We start from the raw sequence: 15,927 nt of genomic DNA, 5'->3' as shown, positions 1-15,927 counted from the left end.
TTTAGGGCGGATGTCGCAGCGCCTTCTCTTCCCCGATGCCGCGGGCGCCGCGGACGCCCTCACCTTCTGTGCGCGATCCGCGTCTCTCGGCGAGGGAACCGTACGCCTTCGGGCGGAGCGCGGCGTGCTCGCCATGACGTGCGCCCCGCTCGCACCGCGCGGACTGTTCGACACCACCCCGACCATCATCGGCATGCGGACACTGGCCATCGATCCCGAGCTGCAGTGCGACTTCGTCGTCGACGCGGCCCAGGTGGCCGGTGCGGGCGATGACGCCACGGCTCTGGTGCTCCCCGAGACGGCGGTGACCGCCTCGTGGGCGGGGGTCTCTCCGCCGCGGTCCGGCTGGCAGACCGGCGCGCCCATCCCCGCATCAGTCCTCGCGCAGCGGGCGCAGTGGGGGATAGCCTCGGTGGCCCAGGCGATGCCGCAGAATCCGGGCGAGGACGTCGTGCGCAGCATCCGGGCATCGGTGTGGGGCGTCGCCGACGACGCCCTCGATCAGCTCCCGCTGGGCGCGGCCTTCGCCGCGTTCGCGCTGGGCTTCGTCGCCGGCGAGGAGCAGGCCCGGGTGTTCACCGCACCCGCCTGGAGGCGGCTCACCCTCGACCGCGGCCACGTGCTGGTGCGAGGCCCGGTCAGGTCCGGCCTCACCGCTGTCCGGGCGACCGGAGGATCGTCACCGGCCTGAGGCCGGCGACTCGGGCGCCGCGCGCAGCGGCAGCGATGAATTCGATCGTGCCCCCGCCGACGGGCCGATGCCGGTGGGCTCGAAGGTGTTGACCATCGCGTACGCCGCGCGTTCGAGATAGTCCCACAGCGTGGCTTCGTGCACCGGCGGCAGGGCGAGCTCGTCGACGGCTGCCCGCATGTGGGCGAGCCATCGATCGCGAGCCTCCGGATTGACGTGGAAGGGTGCGTGGCGCATGCGGAGGCGCGGATGACCGCGCTGCTGGCTGTACGTGGTCGGACCGCCCCAGTACTGCTCGAGGAAGAGCGTCAGGCGCTCCCGGGCGGGCCCCAGATCCTCTTCGGGATACATCGGCCGCAGGACCTCGTCGTCGGCGACCCCTCGGTAGAACGCGTCGACGAGGCGGACGAAGGTGTCGTGACCGCCGATCTCGTCGTAGAAGGACATGGGGGCGGGGGTCATTCGCTCTCCTTCGCCGGCTCGGCGCCGCCGGTGGCCGGGCCGCGGGCCGGCGGCTCGGTGGTGCCGGGCTTCTTCGTCTGACGCTTCGGTCGCCATACGGGGCGCACGGGCACCTCGTCGGTGGCCGGCGTCGTCGGGTTGGGCCTGGTCTTGGGGGGATTGGCGCCGCGGACGCGCTGGGCTCCCTCGATGCCGCTCAGCGTGACGGATGCGAGCTGGGGGAGCGCCACGCCGATGGCGTCGACGGCCGCGCGCAGGCGCACGCGCAGTTCCCGCGCGACATCGTCCTTGGCCGCGGCGCGCGTCTTCATGACGACGCGGATGACGAGCGCGTCGCCGCTCACGGACTCCAGGCCCCAGATCTCCGGCTTGTCGATGATCCGCGTGCGCCACTTCGGGTCTTTCGCCAGCGCCGTCGCGGCCTCGAGGAGTGCCGACTCCACCTCTTCGATGTCGGAGTCCGGCGGGACGCCGAGGTCGACGATCACCCGCGACCATCCCTGCGACATGTTGCCGATGCGCGTCACCTCGCCGTTGCGGACGTACCACAGCGTGCCGTTCACGTCGCGGACGTGCGTGACCCGGACGCTCACATACTCGACGATGCCCGTTGCGAGCCCGAGGTCCACGACGTCGCCGATGCCGATCTGGTCCTCGGCGACGATGAAGATGCCGTTGAGGACGTCCTTGACGATGTTCTGGGCGCCGAATCCGAGTCCGGCGCCGATCGCCGCCGTCAGCAGCGTGAGGGACCCCAGCGCCGTGGGGGCGATGACGTCGACGATGAGCAGTAGCGCGACGATGACGATCGCGACGTTCACGACGTTCTGCAGGATGGAGCCGAGGGTGCGGGTGCGCTGCACCAGTCGCACCGACGCCAGCGGAGAACGTTCGAGCGCCTGCGTGTCATCGACGTTGGCCTTGGACTTCGCCCCGTTCACGATGCGGTCCACGACGCGGCGGATGACGATGCGAAGGACGGCGCTGAGGACGAGCGCGCCGACGATGATCGCTGCGATCGTCAACACGTTCCATCCGACGCTCATGAAGAAGGCGCCGACCCCCTGCCAGAGGGCGGGGTCGGTCAGCGCGGTGTCGAAGGCGAGGGGCATCATCGGGTCGATCCTAACGACGGACGCCTCGGCGGCACCTGTGTGCAGCCGAGGCGTCCGAGCCGTGCGTGGTCGCGGGTCAGCCCCCGTCGCGCTCCTGGACGGCGAGCGCCCGTTCGACGCCGGCGAGGTTCTCGTGGACGAGGCGCCGCAGCGCGGCAGGTGCGTCCGCGTTCGCCTTGAGCCAGCCGCGAGTGGCCTCGCGCAGTTCGACGTTCGCCAGCGGCGCGGGGTACAGGCCGACGATGAGGTACTGCGCGATCTGGTAGGAGCGCGACTCCCACACCGGCAGCAGCATGTCGAAGTATCGCGGAACGAACGCCTCGAGCTGCGCGAGCCCCGCCGGGTGCACGAAGCCCAGCGCGGTCGAGCGCACGATCGTGTTCGGCTGATCGTCGTTGTCGATCAGGGACTCCCAGGCGAGCGACTTGGCCTCGGCAGTGGGCAGTGCGGCCTTCGCCTGCGCGGCGAACTCGCCGCCCTTGGCGGTGTTGTCCGCCGCGAGGGCGGCGTCGATGTCGTCAGCGGTCACGGCGCCCGACGCGGCGAGCGACACCAGCAGCTGCCACGACAGGTCGGTGTCGATCTCCAGCCCGGGCAGGGTGATCTCGCCGTCGCGGAGGCCCCGCACCGTCTCGGCGTGCGCCGCGGTGGCCGAGGCCGCCGCGAAGGAGGTCACGAACTGCAGCTGACTGTCGCTGCCGGCATCCGCGCTCTGGGCGAGCGCCCACAGGCCGTCGGCCACCTTCGCGCGGGTGGCATCGCGTCGCTCCGGAGCCACGTACGCGTTCGCCGCCAGCAGCAGCTGAGCGAGCGTCGTGCGCACCGTGGTCGACTCGGTCTCGGCGCCGATGTTCCCCAGCACCAGATCGACGTAGTCGGATGCCGCGGCCTCCGCGTCTCGGGTCTGATCCCACGCCGCACCCCACACCAGCGAGCGGGCGAGGGGATCGGCGATCTTGCCGAGATGCGCGATCGCGGTCGCGAGCGAGCGCTCGTCGAGCCGGATCTTCGCATAGGCGAGGTCGTGGTCGTTCAGCAGGATGAGGTCGGGACGGGCGTGACCCTTCAGCTCGGCGACCTCGGTGAGGTCGCCGTCCACGTCGAGCTCGATGTGGTGAACGCGCACGAGGGCGTCGCCCTCGAGGTTGAACAGGCCGATGCCGAGCCGGTGGGGCCGGATCGTGGGGTAGTCCGCAGGCGCGGTCTGGACGACGGCGAACCGGGTGATGGTGCCGTTCGCGTCCTCCCTGACCTCGGGCGACAGCGTGTTCACACCCGCGGTCTCGAGCCATTTGCGCGACCAGCCCGACAGCTCGCGACCGCTGGTGGTCTCGAGCTCGGTGAGGAGGTCCACCAGCTCGGTGTTCGACCATTCGTGCTTCTTGAAGTACGCGGCGACGCCGGCGAAGAAGGCGTCGGTCCCCACCCAGGCCGCCAGCTGCTTGAGTACCGAGCCGCCCTTGGCATAGGTGATGCCGTCGAAGTTGACCTGCACGTCCTCGAGGTCGTTGATCTCGGCGACCACGGGGTGCGTCGACGGCAGCTGGTCCTGGCGGTATGCCCAGGTCTTCTCCATCGCGTTGAAGGTGGTCCAGGCTTCGGTCCACTCGGTGGCTTCGGCCGTGGCGATCGTCGACGCCCATTCGGCGAACGACTCGTTCAGCCAGAGGTCGTTCCACCACTTCATCGTGACGAGGTCGCCGAACCACATGTGCGCGAGCTCGTGCAGGATCGTGACGACGCGGCGCTCGCGCACGGCGTCGGTCACCTTGCTGCGGAACACGTACGTCTCGGTGAAGGTCACCGCTCCGGCGTTCTCCATCGCACCGGCGTTGAACTCCGGGACGAAGAGCTGGTCGTACTTGGCGAACGGGTACGGGTAGTCGAACTTGTCCTCGAAGTAGGCGAACCCCTCGCGGGTCTTGTCGAAGACGTAGTCGGCGTCGAGGTGCTGCCACAGGCTCTTGCGGGCGTACACGCCGAGCGGGATGACACGACCCGACGCGCTCGTGAGCTCGGAGAAGGTCGCCTGGTACGGGCCGGCGATGAGGGCGGTGATGTACGACGAGATCACCGGGGTCGGCGCGAACGACCACGTCGCGGTGCCGTCGCCGTGCTCGACCGGGTCGGGCGTGGGGGAGTTCGACACGACCTTCCACGCCGCCGGCGCGTTCACCGTGAAGCGGAAGGTCGCCTTCAGATCGGGCTGCTCGAACACCGCGAAGACGCGACGGGAGTCGGGCACCTCGAACTGGGAGTACAGGTAGACCTCGCCGTCGACGGGGTCGACGAATCGGTGCAGGCCCTCACCGCTGTTGGTGTAGAGGCAGTCGGCGTCCACGACGAGCTCGTTGTGGGCAGCCAGGCCGTCGAGGGCGATCCGCGAGTCCGCGAAAACGGTGGCGGGGTCGAGGGCGCGGCCGTTGAGCACGATCTCGCGCACGTCGCCGGCGATGAGGTCGATGAATGTCGACGCTCCCTCGGTCGCGGCGAAGCGCACGACGGTGCGGGATCCGAAGACCTCGGCCCCGCGGTTCAGATCGAGGGCCACCTCGTACGTGAGGCCGGAACCGGCGGTCGGGTCGATGATCGCGCGGCGCTCCTGCGCCTCGATGCGGGTGAGGTTCTCTCCAGGCACTGCATTTGCTCCCATGGGTGAGGGTGGATGCTTCGATGAGCTGAGCTCTGGTGCCGCACGCGGGCGCTGCTGGCGCCGGCGGCAACCGCTCAAGCCTACGCCAGCCCCTCCGGAACGGTGTCAGGATGGTGGGGTGAGTGCGAACCAGCATCCCGAGCCCCCCGCCGCCACCTCCGACCGCGTCCTGTTCTCTTCGGATGCCGCATCCGGCGGTCCTCGCCACGTCGAGGTCCCGGTCGCCTACGACGCGCTGCTGCTGGCGGGATTCGGAGGCCCGGAAGGGCAGGACGACGTGATCCCGTTCCTGCGCAACGTGACGCGCGGCCGCGGCATCCCCGATGAGCGCCTGGAAGAAGTCGCCCATCACTATCGGCACTTCGGCGGCGTGAGCCCGATCAATGCCCAGAACCGCGCGCTCAAGCAGGCCCTTGAGGCCGAGCTCGCACGCCGCGGCATCGACCTGCCGGTGTACTGGGGCAACCGCAACTGGGCGCCGTACCTCGAGGAGGCCGTGGCCGACGCCGCCGAGGCCGGGCACACCACGCTGCTGGGGCTGGCCACGAGCGCGTACTCGTCGTTCTCGAGCTGCCGGCAGTACCGCGAGGATTATGCCCGCGTCCTGACCGCCACGGGCCTGGGCGAGACGGTGACCATCGACAAGGTCCGCCAGTTCTTCGACCACCCCGGCTTCGTCGCCCCCTTCGTCGACGGCGTGCGCGATGCGATCGCCGGGCTGCTGGCCGAGGGTGTGCCTGCCGCGGAGATCCGCGTGCTCTTCTCCACGCACAGCATCCCCCTCGCGGACGCGGAGCGATCTGGTCCACGCGATCTCGAGCTCGGCGAGGGCGGCGCCTATGCCGCACAGCACATGGCCGTCGCGCACGTCGTCATGGACACCGTCGCCGCCGAGGTCGACGGAGCCCTCGGCATCGCGTGGGATCTCGTGTACCAGTCGCGGTCCGGTCCGCCCACCCAGCCGTGGCTCGAGCCCGATGTCTGCGACGTGATCGAGACCCTCCCCGACGCGGGCGTCACCAGCGTCGTGATCGTGCCCCTCGGGTTCGTCAGCGACCACATGGAAGTGCTGTGGGATCTCGACACCGAGGCGATGGAGGCGGCGGCCGACGCCGGCCTTCGCGCGGTGCGCACGCCCACGCCCGGGATCGATCCGGCCTTCGTCAGCGGGCTGATCGATCTCGTCGAGGAGCGGCTTCGGGGAACCCCGGCGGCGGAGCGTCCTCACCGCACCGCGCTCGGCCCCTGGTACGACGTGTGCCGGCCGGGCTGCTGCGAGAACATCCGGGCCGGCTTCAAGCCGGCGGCGGCCGGGATCGCCCCCTAGGCGACTCTAGGATTGGGCTCATGCGCATCCACATCGCGACCGATCACGCCGGCCTCGAGTTCTCGACGCAGCTGCAGCATCACCTCGCCACGCAGGGCCACGAGGTCCGCGACCACGGACCCGTCGAGTACGACCCGCTGGACGATTACCCCGCTTTCTGCATCCGCGCGGCGCAGGCGGTCGTGACCGACCAGCGGGCCGGTGTCGAGGCGCTCGGGGTGGTGTTCGGGGGGTCGGGCAACGGCGAGCAGATCGCGGCGAACAAGGTGAGCGGGGTGCGTGCCGCCCTCGTGTGGAGTGTGGCGACCGCGGAACTCGCGCGCGAGCACAACGACGCCAACGTCATCGCGATCGGCGCGCGCCAGCACACCTTCGATGAGGCGCTGTCATTCATCGACCGGTTCATCGCCACCCCGTTCTCGGGCGAGGAGCGCCACGCGAGGCGGATCCGGCAGCTTGCGGCTTACGAGACCGACGGCACGTTGGAGCCCGACCCGCGTGCGGTCACGGGTGTGCCCGACGTCCTCGACGCCGACGACAGCTCGTTCGACCCCGAAGCGGGCTGACCCGATGCCCGAAGGGCATTCGGTCCACCGCATCGCCCGACAGTTCGACCGCAACATCGTGGGTCGTGCCGTGTCGGCCTCCAGCCCGCAGGGCCGGTTCGCCGAGGGCGCCTCGGTCGTGGACGGGCGGACGGCCACCTCGGTCCGGGCCGTGGGCAAGCAGATGTTCCTCGAGTTCGACGGTGACATCTGGCTCCGCGTGCACCTGGGCATGTACGGCGCGTGGGACTTCGCCGGCGACATATCGATCGACGCCACGATCGCCGCGGCGAACGGCCGGATGGGGCAGACGAACCAGCGCGGCGCCGTCGTCCCCGGCGATGCCGTGTTCGACACCGCCGGCGAGAACTCGCTGACCTCGATCGGCGCGCCCCGTCGGGCACGCGGTCACGTCCGGATGTCGGAGCAGACCACGGGCCTTCAGGATGACGACGGCACGTGGCCGCCGCCGGTCGTGGGACAGGTCCGGCTCCGGCTGCTCACCGAGACGACGTGCGCCGACCTGCGCGGGCCGACCGCGTGCGAGCTGCAGACGCCGGACGAGGTCGCCGCCGCCATCGCCCGGCTGGGTCCGGATCCCCTCGTGGACGACGTCGAGGAGGGCGAGGCGCGCTTCGTCGACACCGTGCGCGCCAAGCGAACGGCGATCGGCCTCCAGTTGATGGACCCGGCTGTGGTGAGCGGCATCGGGAACGTGTACCGCGCAGAGCTCCTCTTCCGCGCCCGGCTCGATCCTCATTCTCCCGGCAAGGACGTCCCCGTCGACGTGCTCCGCGGAATCTGGCGCGATTGGGTTCGCCTGCTGTCGATCGGTGTCGAGACGGGTCAGATGATGACCATGGACGATCTCTCGCCCGAGGACTACCGTCGGGCGATGGCTCACCGCGACGACCGCCACTGGGTGTACCACCGTGCAGGACTGCCGTGCCGCGTGTGCGGGACCGAGGTGGTCGTCGAGGAGGCCGCCGGGCGCAAGCTGTACTGGTGCCCGAACTGTCAGAAGGGCTGACTCCATGCGGCAGAACCCCAGCTTCGCCATGACCGACGTCGCCGAGCTTCGACGGCTGATCGACGAGAATCCGTGGGTCACCCTCGTCAGTCATGCCGAGGACGGCCTGGTCGCCTCGCACTACGCCGTCATGCTCGACGGCGAGCGGGACGACCTCACGATCGTCGGTCACGTCGGCAAGCCCGACGATCTCGTCCACGGTCTGGGCGTACGCGAACTGCTGGTCGTCGTCCAGGGCCCCCATGGATACATCTCGCCCGGATGGTACGGCGACGTCGCGGCGGTACCGACCTGGAACTTCGTGTCGGCGCACCTGTCGGGCGTGCCCGAGATCCTTTCGGCCGACGAGAACCTCCGTGTCCTCGAGCGCCTCGTCGATCGCTTCGAGCGGGGGATGCCGCAGCCGCGCGGTCTGTGGGAGCTCCCCAACGACGAGGAGTTCGTCACCCGTCTCGAGCGCGGCACCGTCGGGTTCCGGCTCACCCCGTCGCGCGTGGTGGCCAAGCGCAAGCTCAGCCAGAACAAGCCCGTCGAGACCGTCGAGACCATCGCGCGCGAAGTGGCTGCGCGCGGCCTGCCGCTCGACTCCGCCCTCGCCGACGAGATGCGCCGGGCGGAAGAGGCGAGGGGACGCCGATGAGGCACGCCGTCGGCGACGCGGTCTCGGGCCTGCGCAACGTCCGGATCGTCGGCCCTGGCAGCGAGCTGCTGCCCGAGCCCGGCCCGATGGACCTGGTGCTCGCGCAGGGCCGGATCCTCGATATCGCGCCGGCCGGGTTCCTCACGCTCGACGGGCCGGTCCTCGACGGTGACGGGTGCTGGCTCGTGCCGGGACTGTGGGACCACCACGTCCACGTCGTGCAGTGGGCGCTGGCGGCCGAGCGGGTGAAGCTCGGTCACGCCGAGTCCGCGGCGCATGCCGCTGCGATCATGGGCGAGGCGGACCCGCGTGACACCGGCATCCGGGTGGGAACGGGGTTCCGCGACGCGCTCTGGCCGGACGAACCCACACTCGCTGTGCTGGACGCGCGGACGGGGGAGACCCCCACCTACCTGATCAACGCCGACGTCCACAGCGTCTGGCTGAATTCCGCGGCGCTGCGCCGTGAGGGCTTGGACCCGTCCCCCACAGGCGTGCTCCGCGAAGAACCCGCCTTCGAGATCTCACGTCGCCTGAACGCCGTCGCTCCCGAGGCGGCGGATCGTGCCGTCCAGCGCATGTCTCGTGAGGCGGCGGCACGGGGCGTGGTCGGCCTCGTCGACCTCGACATGGCATGGAACGAAGAAGCGTGGGCGCGGCGCCTGGAGGCCGGGTTCGACGTCCTCCGCGTCGAGTTCGGGATCTACCCGGCGATGCTCGACCGCGCGATCGCCGAGGGGCTCAGATCCGGCGATCCGGTGCGCGGCGCCGACTCGGATCTGGTCCGGGTGGGACCCCTCAAGGTCATCACCGACGGCTCGCTCGGTACCCGCACCGCCGCGTGCTCCCACGCCTACGCCGGCGGAAGCGATCCACACGGTCTGCTGACCGTGCCTCCGCACGAGCTCCGCGATCTCATGGCGCGAGCCGCAGGGGCCGGGCTGTCGTGCGCCATCCACGCCATCGGCGACATCGCGAACACCCACGCCCTCGACGCCTTCGCGGCGACAGGGGCATGGGGCACGATCGAGCACGCACAGCTCGTCGCCCACACCGACATCCCGCGGTTCGCGCGACTGGGAGTGGGGGCCAGCGTCCAGCCCGAGCACGCGGTCGATGACCGTGACCTGACCGACGCGCTGTGGGCGGATCAGCCCGCGCGCCCGTACCCGCTGCGGGCGCTGGCCGACTCCGGCGCCAACCTGCTCTTCGGCTCGGACGCACCGGTGTCGCCGCTGGATCCCTGGGCCGCCATCTCGGCCGCCGTGCATCGCACCCGTGACGGTCGCGCGCCCTGGCAGCCCGACCAGCGCGTGGATGCCGCCACCGCACTCGCGGCATCCACCCACGGCGGCTCGTCGGAACCGGATCGCATCGAGCCGGGCGCGGCGGCGGACCTCGTCCTGTGCGAGCGGAACCCGCTGATCGCGGACGACGCCGAGCTGCGGGGTCAGCGCGTCGCGGCGACCATCGTGGGCGGCCGCGTGACGCACGTCAGCGTCTGAGCGTCACTCCGCGACGTGCGCGAAGAGGAACCAGCGGTCCTTCTCGAGGGCGTGCATGATCGAGATCGCGAGGTCCTGACTGGTCAGATCGATCTCGTCGAGCCCCTCGATCGCGGCCTTCACATCGACGATGACGCGGTCCATGTCGGCGATCACGGCGCGCACGGTGTCGGTCCAGGGCGAGAAGCCGGCGGCGACGGCGGTCGCCTGCGCCTTGGCCGCGACCGTGGACACGCGCGCGTCCACGGGGAGACCCAGAGCGACGATGCGCTCCGCGGCGGTGTCGGCACCGCTCTGAGCGTTCTCGACGATGGTGTCGAGGAGTTCGTGGATCGCGATGAAGTTCGCGCCGCGGACGTTCCAGTGCGCCTGCTTGCCGTTCACGGCGAGTGCCTGGAGTCCGATGACGACCGGGGTGAGGAACTGTGCGACGCCGGCGGCGACGGTGGGGTCGGCGGCGGTCGCGGGGGTGGTGGTGATATCGGTCATGACGGTTGCCTCCCTCTCGGCCGACGGAGATGCGCCGGCCACGTTGGGTGCAACGCTACTCAGCGCTTCCCATTCCGCAAGCAAGCGAAGGCTCGGCTAACGACGTGCCGCAGCCGTGGTTCGCTGAACGGGCCGACCGGGATCAGGCACTAACGTCGAGGGGTGCCGTCCGCCGATCATGCCCTGGCTTCGCCGAAGCGCTCCGAACAGTCTCCCGAGCACGCGACGTCGTCGCGGTTCATCCCGCACGTCCAGGGACTGCGCGCCATCGCCGTGCTGTTCGTGGTGCTCTATCACTTCTGGCCGGGGCGCTTCCCCGGCGGGTACGTCGGCGTCGACGTGTTCTTCGTCATCTCGGGGTTCCTCATCACGGCGCACCTGACGCGCGAGCTGATGCAGACGGGCACGGTCCGGCTGACGCAGTTCTGGGCCCGACGCGCCCGCCGGCTGCTGCCCGCGTCGCTCCTGGTCCTGCTGTTCTGCGCGGTCGTGGCGGGCTCGCCCTACCTGATGCCGCTGTCGGCGCTGCCGAACGAGGTCAGCGAGATCATCGCGGCGACGTTCTACGTCGAGAACTGGTATCTCGCCTTCACCTCGGCGGACTACCTCAATCACTCGGGTGACCCCACGACGGTGCAGCACTACTGGTCGCTGTCGCTCGAGGAGCAGTTCTACGTCCTGTGGCCGCTGATCCTGCTCTTCGCCGCGTGGCTCGGCGTGAAGCACTTCCGGGCCACCCGCCGACGTGCCGTCCTCGTTGCCCTCGGTGTCGTGACGGCGGCATCCTTCGTCTTCTGCGTCGTCTTCACGCTGACCGATCCGGCGCCGGCGTACTTCGTGACGTTCACCCGCATGTGGCAGTTCGGCGTAGGGGCGTTCGTCGCCCTCATCCCGCTGCTGCGGGTGCGCCACCCGCTGATCAGCTTCGTCCTCGGCTGGGGTGGGGTGCTGACGCTGCTGGCGGTGCTGTTCCGCTTCGACGGCCAGACGCCTTTCCCCGGATACGCGGCCCTGGCCCCGACGCTCGGCGCGGCCGCGATCATCGCCGCGTCCAACACCGACCGGTGGTGGTACCCGACGCGCGTGCTCGCGCTGCGTCCGGCGCAGTTCGTGGGCGACATCTCGTACTCGCTGTACCTGTGGCATTGGCCGCTCATCATCATCGCGCCGTCCGTGCCCTTCTGGGGTCTGACGATCTACCACCGTGTCGCCCTTCTCGCCCTGTGCTTCGTCCTCGCGTGGCTCACCAAACGCTTCGTCGAGGACCCGGTGAGATCGTGGCGGGTGCTCACCTCGCGTCCGTCGCGGGTCACGCTGTGGGCCTCTCTCGGCGCGATGGTCCTCGTCGCGGGCGTCGCCGGCGGCGCGTGGGCGGTCAATGCACCGGCGTACCGCCAGGGTGTGCAGGCGATCGAGGACCTCCGCGCCGACCCGCCGGACTGCTTCGGCGCCGCCGCCGTGCTGGAGGAGGGGTGCGCGGATGCCGCGCCGTCGGACTCGATCCTCCCCGCCCCCGGGTTCGCCGGCGTCGATCGACCGGCCGACGGGCAGTGCTTCGTTCAGCTGAACGATGCCCGCCCGGTCTCGTGCGAATTCGGCTCCGACGCCGAGGACGCCCCCACCGTCGCGCTCGTCGGCGACAGTCATGCCTTCCAGCTGCTGAGCACGTTCCAGCGCATGGCAGACGACAACGGCTGGCGGCTGATCACCTACTTCAAGGGCGCGTGCCCGTGGAACAACACGCCGCTGGCCACTCCGGGTGCGTTCGGCGCCGCGTGCAGTGAATGGCGCGAGGGCGTGACGACCGCGATGTCGGAGCAGCAGATCGACGCGGTCTTCACCGCGGCGATCGCGACCACGCCATACGCGTCCGCCGGTTTCGGGTCGACCGCCGAGGCCGCGGTCGCCGGTTACCGCGAGGCATGGAGCCAGGTGCTCGATCGCGGCATCCCGGTGGTGACGGTGGTCGACAATCCGGTGTGGGAGACCGACCCGAACAAGTGCCTGCGCACGCGCGACCAGGCCGAGTGCGATGCCGGCCGGGGTGAGGTGCTCGTCGCCGACGACCCGCTCCGCGAAGCCGCCGAGGGGATGCCGGGGGTCACGCTGCTGGACTTCACCGACGTGTTCTGCGACGCCGACAGGTGCCGCACTGTCGTGGGCGGCGCGAACATCTATCGTGACCAGGATCATCTGACGGTCACCTTCGCCGACACGCTCGCGCCCTGGTACACCGCCGCCATCGAAGAGGCGCTGAGCTCGAGCGCGCCGTAGAGTGCGGTCTCATGACCGTCGCCGAAGGTGCCAGCATCCTGTCCCTTCCCGGGAGGGATCCCCGGCTCGACCCGACGTCGTTCGTCGCTGACGGTGCCCGCATCGTCGGCGACGTGACGCTCGGCCCCGCCGCCAGCGTGTGGTACAACGCCGTCCTCCGAGCAGAGGCTGCGACGATCACCGTCGGCGAGGGCAGCAACGTGCAGGACGGGGTCGCCGTGCACGTCGACCGCGGCTTCCCCGCCGTGATCGGGGCGGACGTATCGGTGGGACACAACGCGGTCATCCACGGCTGCGCGATCGGCGACGGATCGCTGATCGGGATGGGGGCGGTGGTGCTCAACGGGGCCCGCATCGGCGTGGAGTGCCTCGTCGCCGGGGGAGCGGTTGTGCTCGAAGGAGCCGAGATCCCCGACGGCTCACTCGTCGCCGGGGTCCCGGCGAAGGTGCGACGTTCGCTCACCGCCGAGGAGCGGGAGAGGCTTCGGCGCAACGCCGACGCGTATCGCGCCCACACGGCGACACACCTCGAGGCGAGACGTCGATCGAGCCCGCAGGCGGGCTGATCGCGGTATGGAGGGGATGACGGGAATCGAACCCGCACCATCAGTTTGGAAGACTGAGGCTCTACCATTGAGCTACATCCCCGCAGCAGCGAACTGCGGCTGGTCAAGTCTAGCGGCACCGGAGCCGCTTCTCGGACAGCGCGGGCAGGCGGCGGGTGTGTCGGCTAGACTTGCGTGGGCCGTTCGGCGTGCGTCCGCGTGCGCAGCCCGCCCGGGGCGTAGCTCAGCTTGGTAGAGCGCCCGCTTTGGGAGCGGGAGGCCGCAGGTTCAAATCCTGTCGCCCCGACTTCGCGGCCCCCGAGAATTCAGGCATCCACACCTTACGACCGACCGCGCATGCGCGCGGAACAGACGAGGAGAACGAACAGGCATGGTCACCAGCACCGTCGAGAAGCTCAGCCCGACCCGGGTGAAGCTGCACATCACGGTCAGCCCGGAAGAGCTGAAGCCGAGCATCACCCACGCGTACGAGCACATCGCACAGGACGTGCAGATCCCCGGCTTCCGCAAGGGCAAGGTGCCCGCGCCGATCATCGACCAGCGCATCGGTCGCGTGGCCGTGCTGGAGCACGCGGTGAGCGAGGGGCTGGACGCCTTCTATCGTGAGGCCGTCACCGCCAACGAGCTGCGCGTGCTCGGCCGCCCCAACGCCGAGGTCACCGAGTGGCCGAACGAGAAGGACTTCTCGGGCGACCTCGAGGTCCAGGTCGAGGTGGACGTCCGCCCCGAGTTCGAGCTCCCTGCGTTCGAGGGCACCACCGTCGAGGTCGAGGCGCTCGAGGTCGACGAGGCTGCGATCGACGAGGAGCTCGACCGCCTGCGCGCCCGATTCGGCACGCTCGTGACGGTGGACCGTCCGGCGGCCTCGGGCGACTTCGTCGAGCTCGACCTGGTCGCGACGATCGACGGTGCCGAGATCGACCGCGCCGAGGGCGTGTCGTACGAGGTCGGCTCCGGCGAGCTCCTCGAGGGCATCGACGAGGCCATCGACTCGCTCACCGCGGGTGAGGAGACCACGTTCCGTTCGAAGCTCGTCGGAGGCGACCACGCCGGCGAAGAGGCTGAGGTCGCGGTCGTCGTCCAGGCGGTGAAGGAGCGCGAGCTCCCCGAGGCCGACGACGACTTCGCACAGATCGCGAGCGAGTTCGACACCATCGCCGAGCTGCGCGAGAGCCTGTCCGAGCGCGTCTCGCAGCAGAGCGTCTTCACACAGGGCTCGGCTGCGCGCGACAAGCTCATCGAGCAGCTGCTCGAGCAGGTCGAGATCCCCGTCCCGGCCCAGCTGATCGAGGACGAGGTGCACAACCACCTCGAGGGCGAGGGGCGTCTCGAGGACGACGTCCACCGCGCGGAGGTCGCCGAGGCCAGCGAGAAGCAGTTCAAGACGCAGATGCTGCTGGACGCGATCGCCGAGAAGGTGAAGGTCCAGGTCTCGCAGGAGGAGCTCACCCAGTACCTCGTGCAGTCCTCGGCTCAGTACGGCATGGCCCCGCAGGACTTCGTCAACGCCGTCCAGGAGAACAACCAGCTTCCCGCGATGGTCGGCGAGGTGGCTCGCAACAAGGCCCTCGCGGTCGCCCTGGGCAAGGTCACCGTCGTCGACACCAACGGCAAGGCCGTCGACCTGACCGGATTCGTCGCGGTCGAGGACGAGTCCGATGACGCAGCCGACGCCGCCGAGGCCGACGCCGTCGAGGAGAAGCCCGCGAAGAAGGCCCCCGCCAAGAAGGCCCCCGCGAAGAAGAAGGCGGCAGCTGCCGAGGCCGACGACGCCGATGCCGCAGCCGATGACTCCTCGGCCGACGAGGCTCCGGCGAAGAAGGCTCCGGCGAAGAAGGCTCCGGCCAAGAAGGCGCCCGCGAAGAAGGCTCCGGCCGAGAAGGCCGACGCCGAGTAATCGCGAAAGTCACCGATGAGGGACGGGTGCTCCGGCATCCGTCCTTCGTCGTATCCGGCATCCGATCTGCCGAGGGCGAACACGGGCGGGTCGTCCGTGCCGCGCCGGTAGATTCGATGCGAAGCCGAGGAAACAGGAGCACACATGGCCGCAGAACCCCTTGTCGCGACGAGCGTCTTCGACAAGCTGCTGAGAGACCGCATCATCTGGCTCGGGTCGGAGGTGCGCGACGAGAACGCCAACGAGATCTGCGCGAAGATCCTTCTTCTCGCCGCGGAGGACTCGCAGAAGGACATCTACCTGTACATCAACTCCCCGGGTGGCTCGATCACGGCCGGCATGGCGATCTACGACACGATGCAGTTCGTGCCGAACGACATCGTCACCGTCGGCATCGGGATGGCCGCCTCGATGGGACAGCTGCTGCTGACCAGCGGGACGAAGGGCAAGCGCTACATCACGCCGAATGCGCGTGTGCTGCTGCACCAGCCCCACGGCGGGTTCGGCGGAACCGCCAGCGACATCCAGACCCAGGCGCAGCTGATCCTCGACATGAAGCGGCGTCTCGCAGAGATCACGGCGTCGCAGACCGGCAAGCCGGTCGAGCAGATCAACGCCGACGGTGACCGGGACCGCTGGTTCAGCGCTCAGGAAGCCCTGGAATACGGCTTCGTCGACCACATCCGCGAATCCGCGACCGACGTCATCGGCGGCGGCGGAACCGCGAACTGAC

Annotated in this window: 14 protein-coding genes and 2 tRNA genes; 11 read left to right on the top strand and 5 right to left on the bottom strand. The window is 69.8% G+C overall.

From position 1 onward, the window contains the following. Nucleotides 1–10: 10 nt before the first annotated feature. A complete protein-coding gene (locus Q9S36_RS15310) occupies nucleotides 11–691 on the top strand; it encodes a hypothetical protein (RefSeq protein WP_311285829.1) in 681 nt (226 codons plus the stop codon). Here the strand turns inward: Q9S36_RS15310 and Q9S36_RS15305 are convergent. The 3 genes from Q9S36_RS15305 to pepN all read right to left on the bottom strand — a co-directional run bounded on the left by Q9S36_RS15305 (nucleotide 680) and on the right by pepN (nucleotide 4,906). Further along, nucleotides 680–1,153 carry a globin gene (locus Q9S36_RS15305; RefSeq protein ID WP_311285828.1) on the bottom strand — a complete coding sequence of 158 codons (474 nt, stop codon included), beginning with the start codon at nucleotides 1,151–1,153 and terminating at the stop codon, nucleotides 680–682. The two genes, Q9S36_RS15310 and Q9S36_RS15305, sit on opposite strands and share 12 nt — an antisense overlap. After that, entirely contained in the window at nucleotides 1,150–2,268 is a 1,119-nt protein-coding gene (locus Q9S36_RS15300; RefSeq protein WP_396653774.1) for a mechanosensitive ion channel family protein, read from the bottom strand. Before Q9S36_RS15300 ends, Q9S36_RS15305 begins: the two co-directional genes overlap by 4 nt. A gap of 76 nt (nucleotides 2,269–2,344) precedes the next feature. Further along, complete coding sequence (gene pepN / locus Q9S36_RS15295) at nucleotides 2,345–4,906, bottom strand: aminopeptidase N (protein ID WP_311285827.1); 2,562 nt, start codon at nucleotides 4,904–4,906, stop codon at nucleotides 2,345–2,347. Nucleotides 4,907–5,039: 133 nt separating this feature from the next. Between pepN and Q9S36_RS15290 the strand changes: the two genes are divergently transcribed. From Q9S36_RS15290 to Q9S36_RS15270, 5 genes are read left to right on the top strand one after another with little or no spacing between them, the layout of a single operon-like run. Beyond that, a complete protein-coding gene (locus Q9S36_RS15290) occupies nucleotides 5,040–6,248 on the top strand; it encodes a ferrochelatase (protein WP_396653773.1) in 1,209 nt (402 codons plus the stop codon). Nucleotides 6,249–6,268: 20 nt separating this feature from the next. Next, nucleotides 6,269–6,814, top strand: a complete 546-nt coding sequence (locus tag Q9S36_RS15285; protein ID WP_311285826.1) for a ribose-5-phosphate isomerase — start codon at nucleotides 6,269–6,271, stop codon at nucleotides 6,812–6,814. 4 nt (nucleotides 6,815–6,818) lie between these two features. After that, nucleotides 6,819–7,823, top strand: a complete 1,005-nt coding sequence (locus tag Q9S36_RS15280) for an Fpg/Nei family DNA glycosylase (protein ID WP_251449907.1) — start codon at nucleotides 6,819–6,821, stop codon at nucleotides 7,821–7,823. Nucleotides 7,824–7,827: 4 nt separating this feature from the next. Further along, nucleotides 7,828–8,463 (top strand): FMN-binding negative transcriptional regulator, encoded by a 636-nt coding sequence (locus Q9S36_RS15275; protein ID WP_311285825.1) that lies wholly within the window; start codon nucleotides 7,828–7,830, stop codon nucleotides 8,461–8,463. Then, nucleotides 8,460–9,968, top strand: a complete 1,509-nt coding sequence (locus tag Q9S36_RS15270) for an amidohydrolase (RefSeq protein ID WP_396653772.1) — start codon at nucleotides 8,460–8,462, stop codon at nucleotides 9,966–9,968. Before Q9S36_RS15275 ends, Q9S36_RS15270 begins: the two co-directional genes overlap by 4 nt. Before the next feature lie 3 nt (nucleotides 9,969–9,971). Here the strand turns inward: Q9S36_RS15270 and Q9S36_RS15265 are convergent, their stop codons facing one another. After that, nucleotides 9,972–10,457 carry a DNA starvation/stationary phase protection protein gene (locus Q9S36_RS15265; RefSeq protein ID WP_311285824.1) on the bottom strand — a complete coding sequence of 162 codons (486 nt, stop codon included), beginning with the start codon at nucleotides 10,455–10,457 and terminating at the stop codon, nucleotides 9,972–9,974. A gap of 162 nt (nucleotides 10,458–10,619) precedes the next feature. On the opposite strand from Q9S36_RS15265, the gene Q9S36_RS15260 reads away from it, so the two are divergent. After that, complete coding sequence (locus Q9S36_RS15260) at nucleotides 10,620–12,731, top strand: acyltransferase family protein (protein WP_311285823.1); 2,112 nt, start codon at nucleotides 10,620–10,622, stop codon at nucleotides 12,729–12,731. Nucleotides 12,732–12,742: 11 nt separating this feature from the next. Then, nucleotides 12,743–13,297 carry a gamma carbonic anhydrase family protein gene (locus Q9S36_RS15255; RefSeq protein ID WP_311285822.1) on the top strand — a complete coding sequence of 185 codons (555 nt, stop codon included), beginning with the start codon at nucleotides 12,743–12,745 and terminating at the stop codon, nucleotides 13,295–13,297. An 8-nt stretch (nucleotides 13,298–13,305) separates the two neighbouring features. On the opposite strand, the gene Q9S36_RS15250 is transcribed toward Q9S36_RS15255, so the two are convergent. Then, a tRNA-Gly gene (locus Q9S36_RS15250) sits at nucleotides 13,306–13,379 on the bottom strand. Nucleotides 13,380–13,509: 130 nt separating this feature from the next. Here Q9S36_RS15250 and Q9S36_RS15245 point away from each other — a divergent pair. From Q9S36_RS15245 to Q9S36_RS15235, 3 genes are all read left to right on the top strand, one after another. Further along, nucleotides 13,510–13,583 (top strand) — tRNA-Pro (locus tag Q9S36_RS15245). Between the two features lie 84 nt (nucleotides 13,584–13,667). Continuing rightward, a complete protein-coding gene (tig, locus tag Q9S36_RS15240; protein WP_311285821.1) occupies nucleotides 13,668–15,194 on the top strand; it encodes a trigger factor in 1,527 nt (508 codons plus the stop codon). A 144-nt stretch (nucleotides 15,195–15,338) separates the two neighbouring features. Then, nucleotides 15,339–15,926 (top strand): ATP-dependent Clp protease proteolytic subunit, encoded by a 588-nt coding sequence (locus tag Q9S36_RS15235; protein WP_251449895.1) that lies wholly within the window; start codon nucleotides 15,339–15,341, stop codon nucleotides 15,924–15,926. The last annotated feature ends 1 nt before the right edge of the window (nucleotide 15,927 follow it).

It is taken from the genome of Microbacterium sp. ARD31 (assembly GCF_031844425.1).
This window is presented reverse-complemented; position numbering and strand designations above follow the sequence as displayed.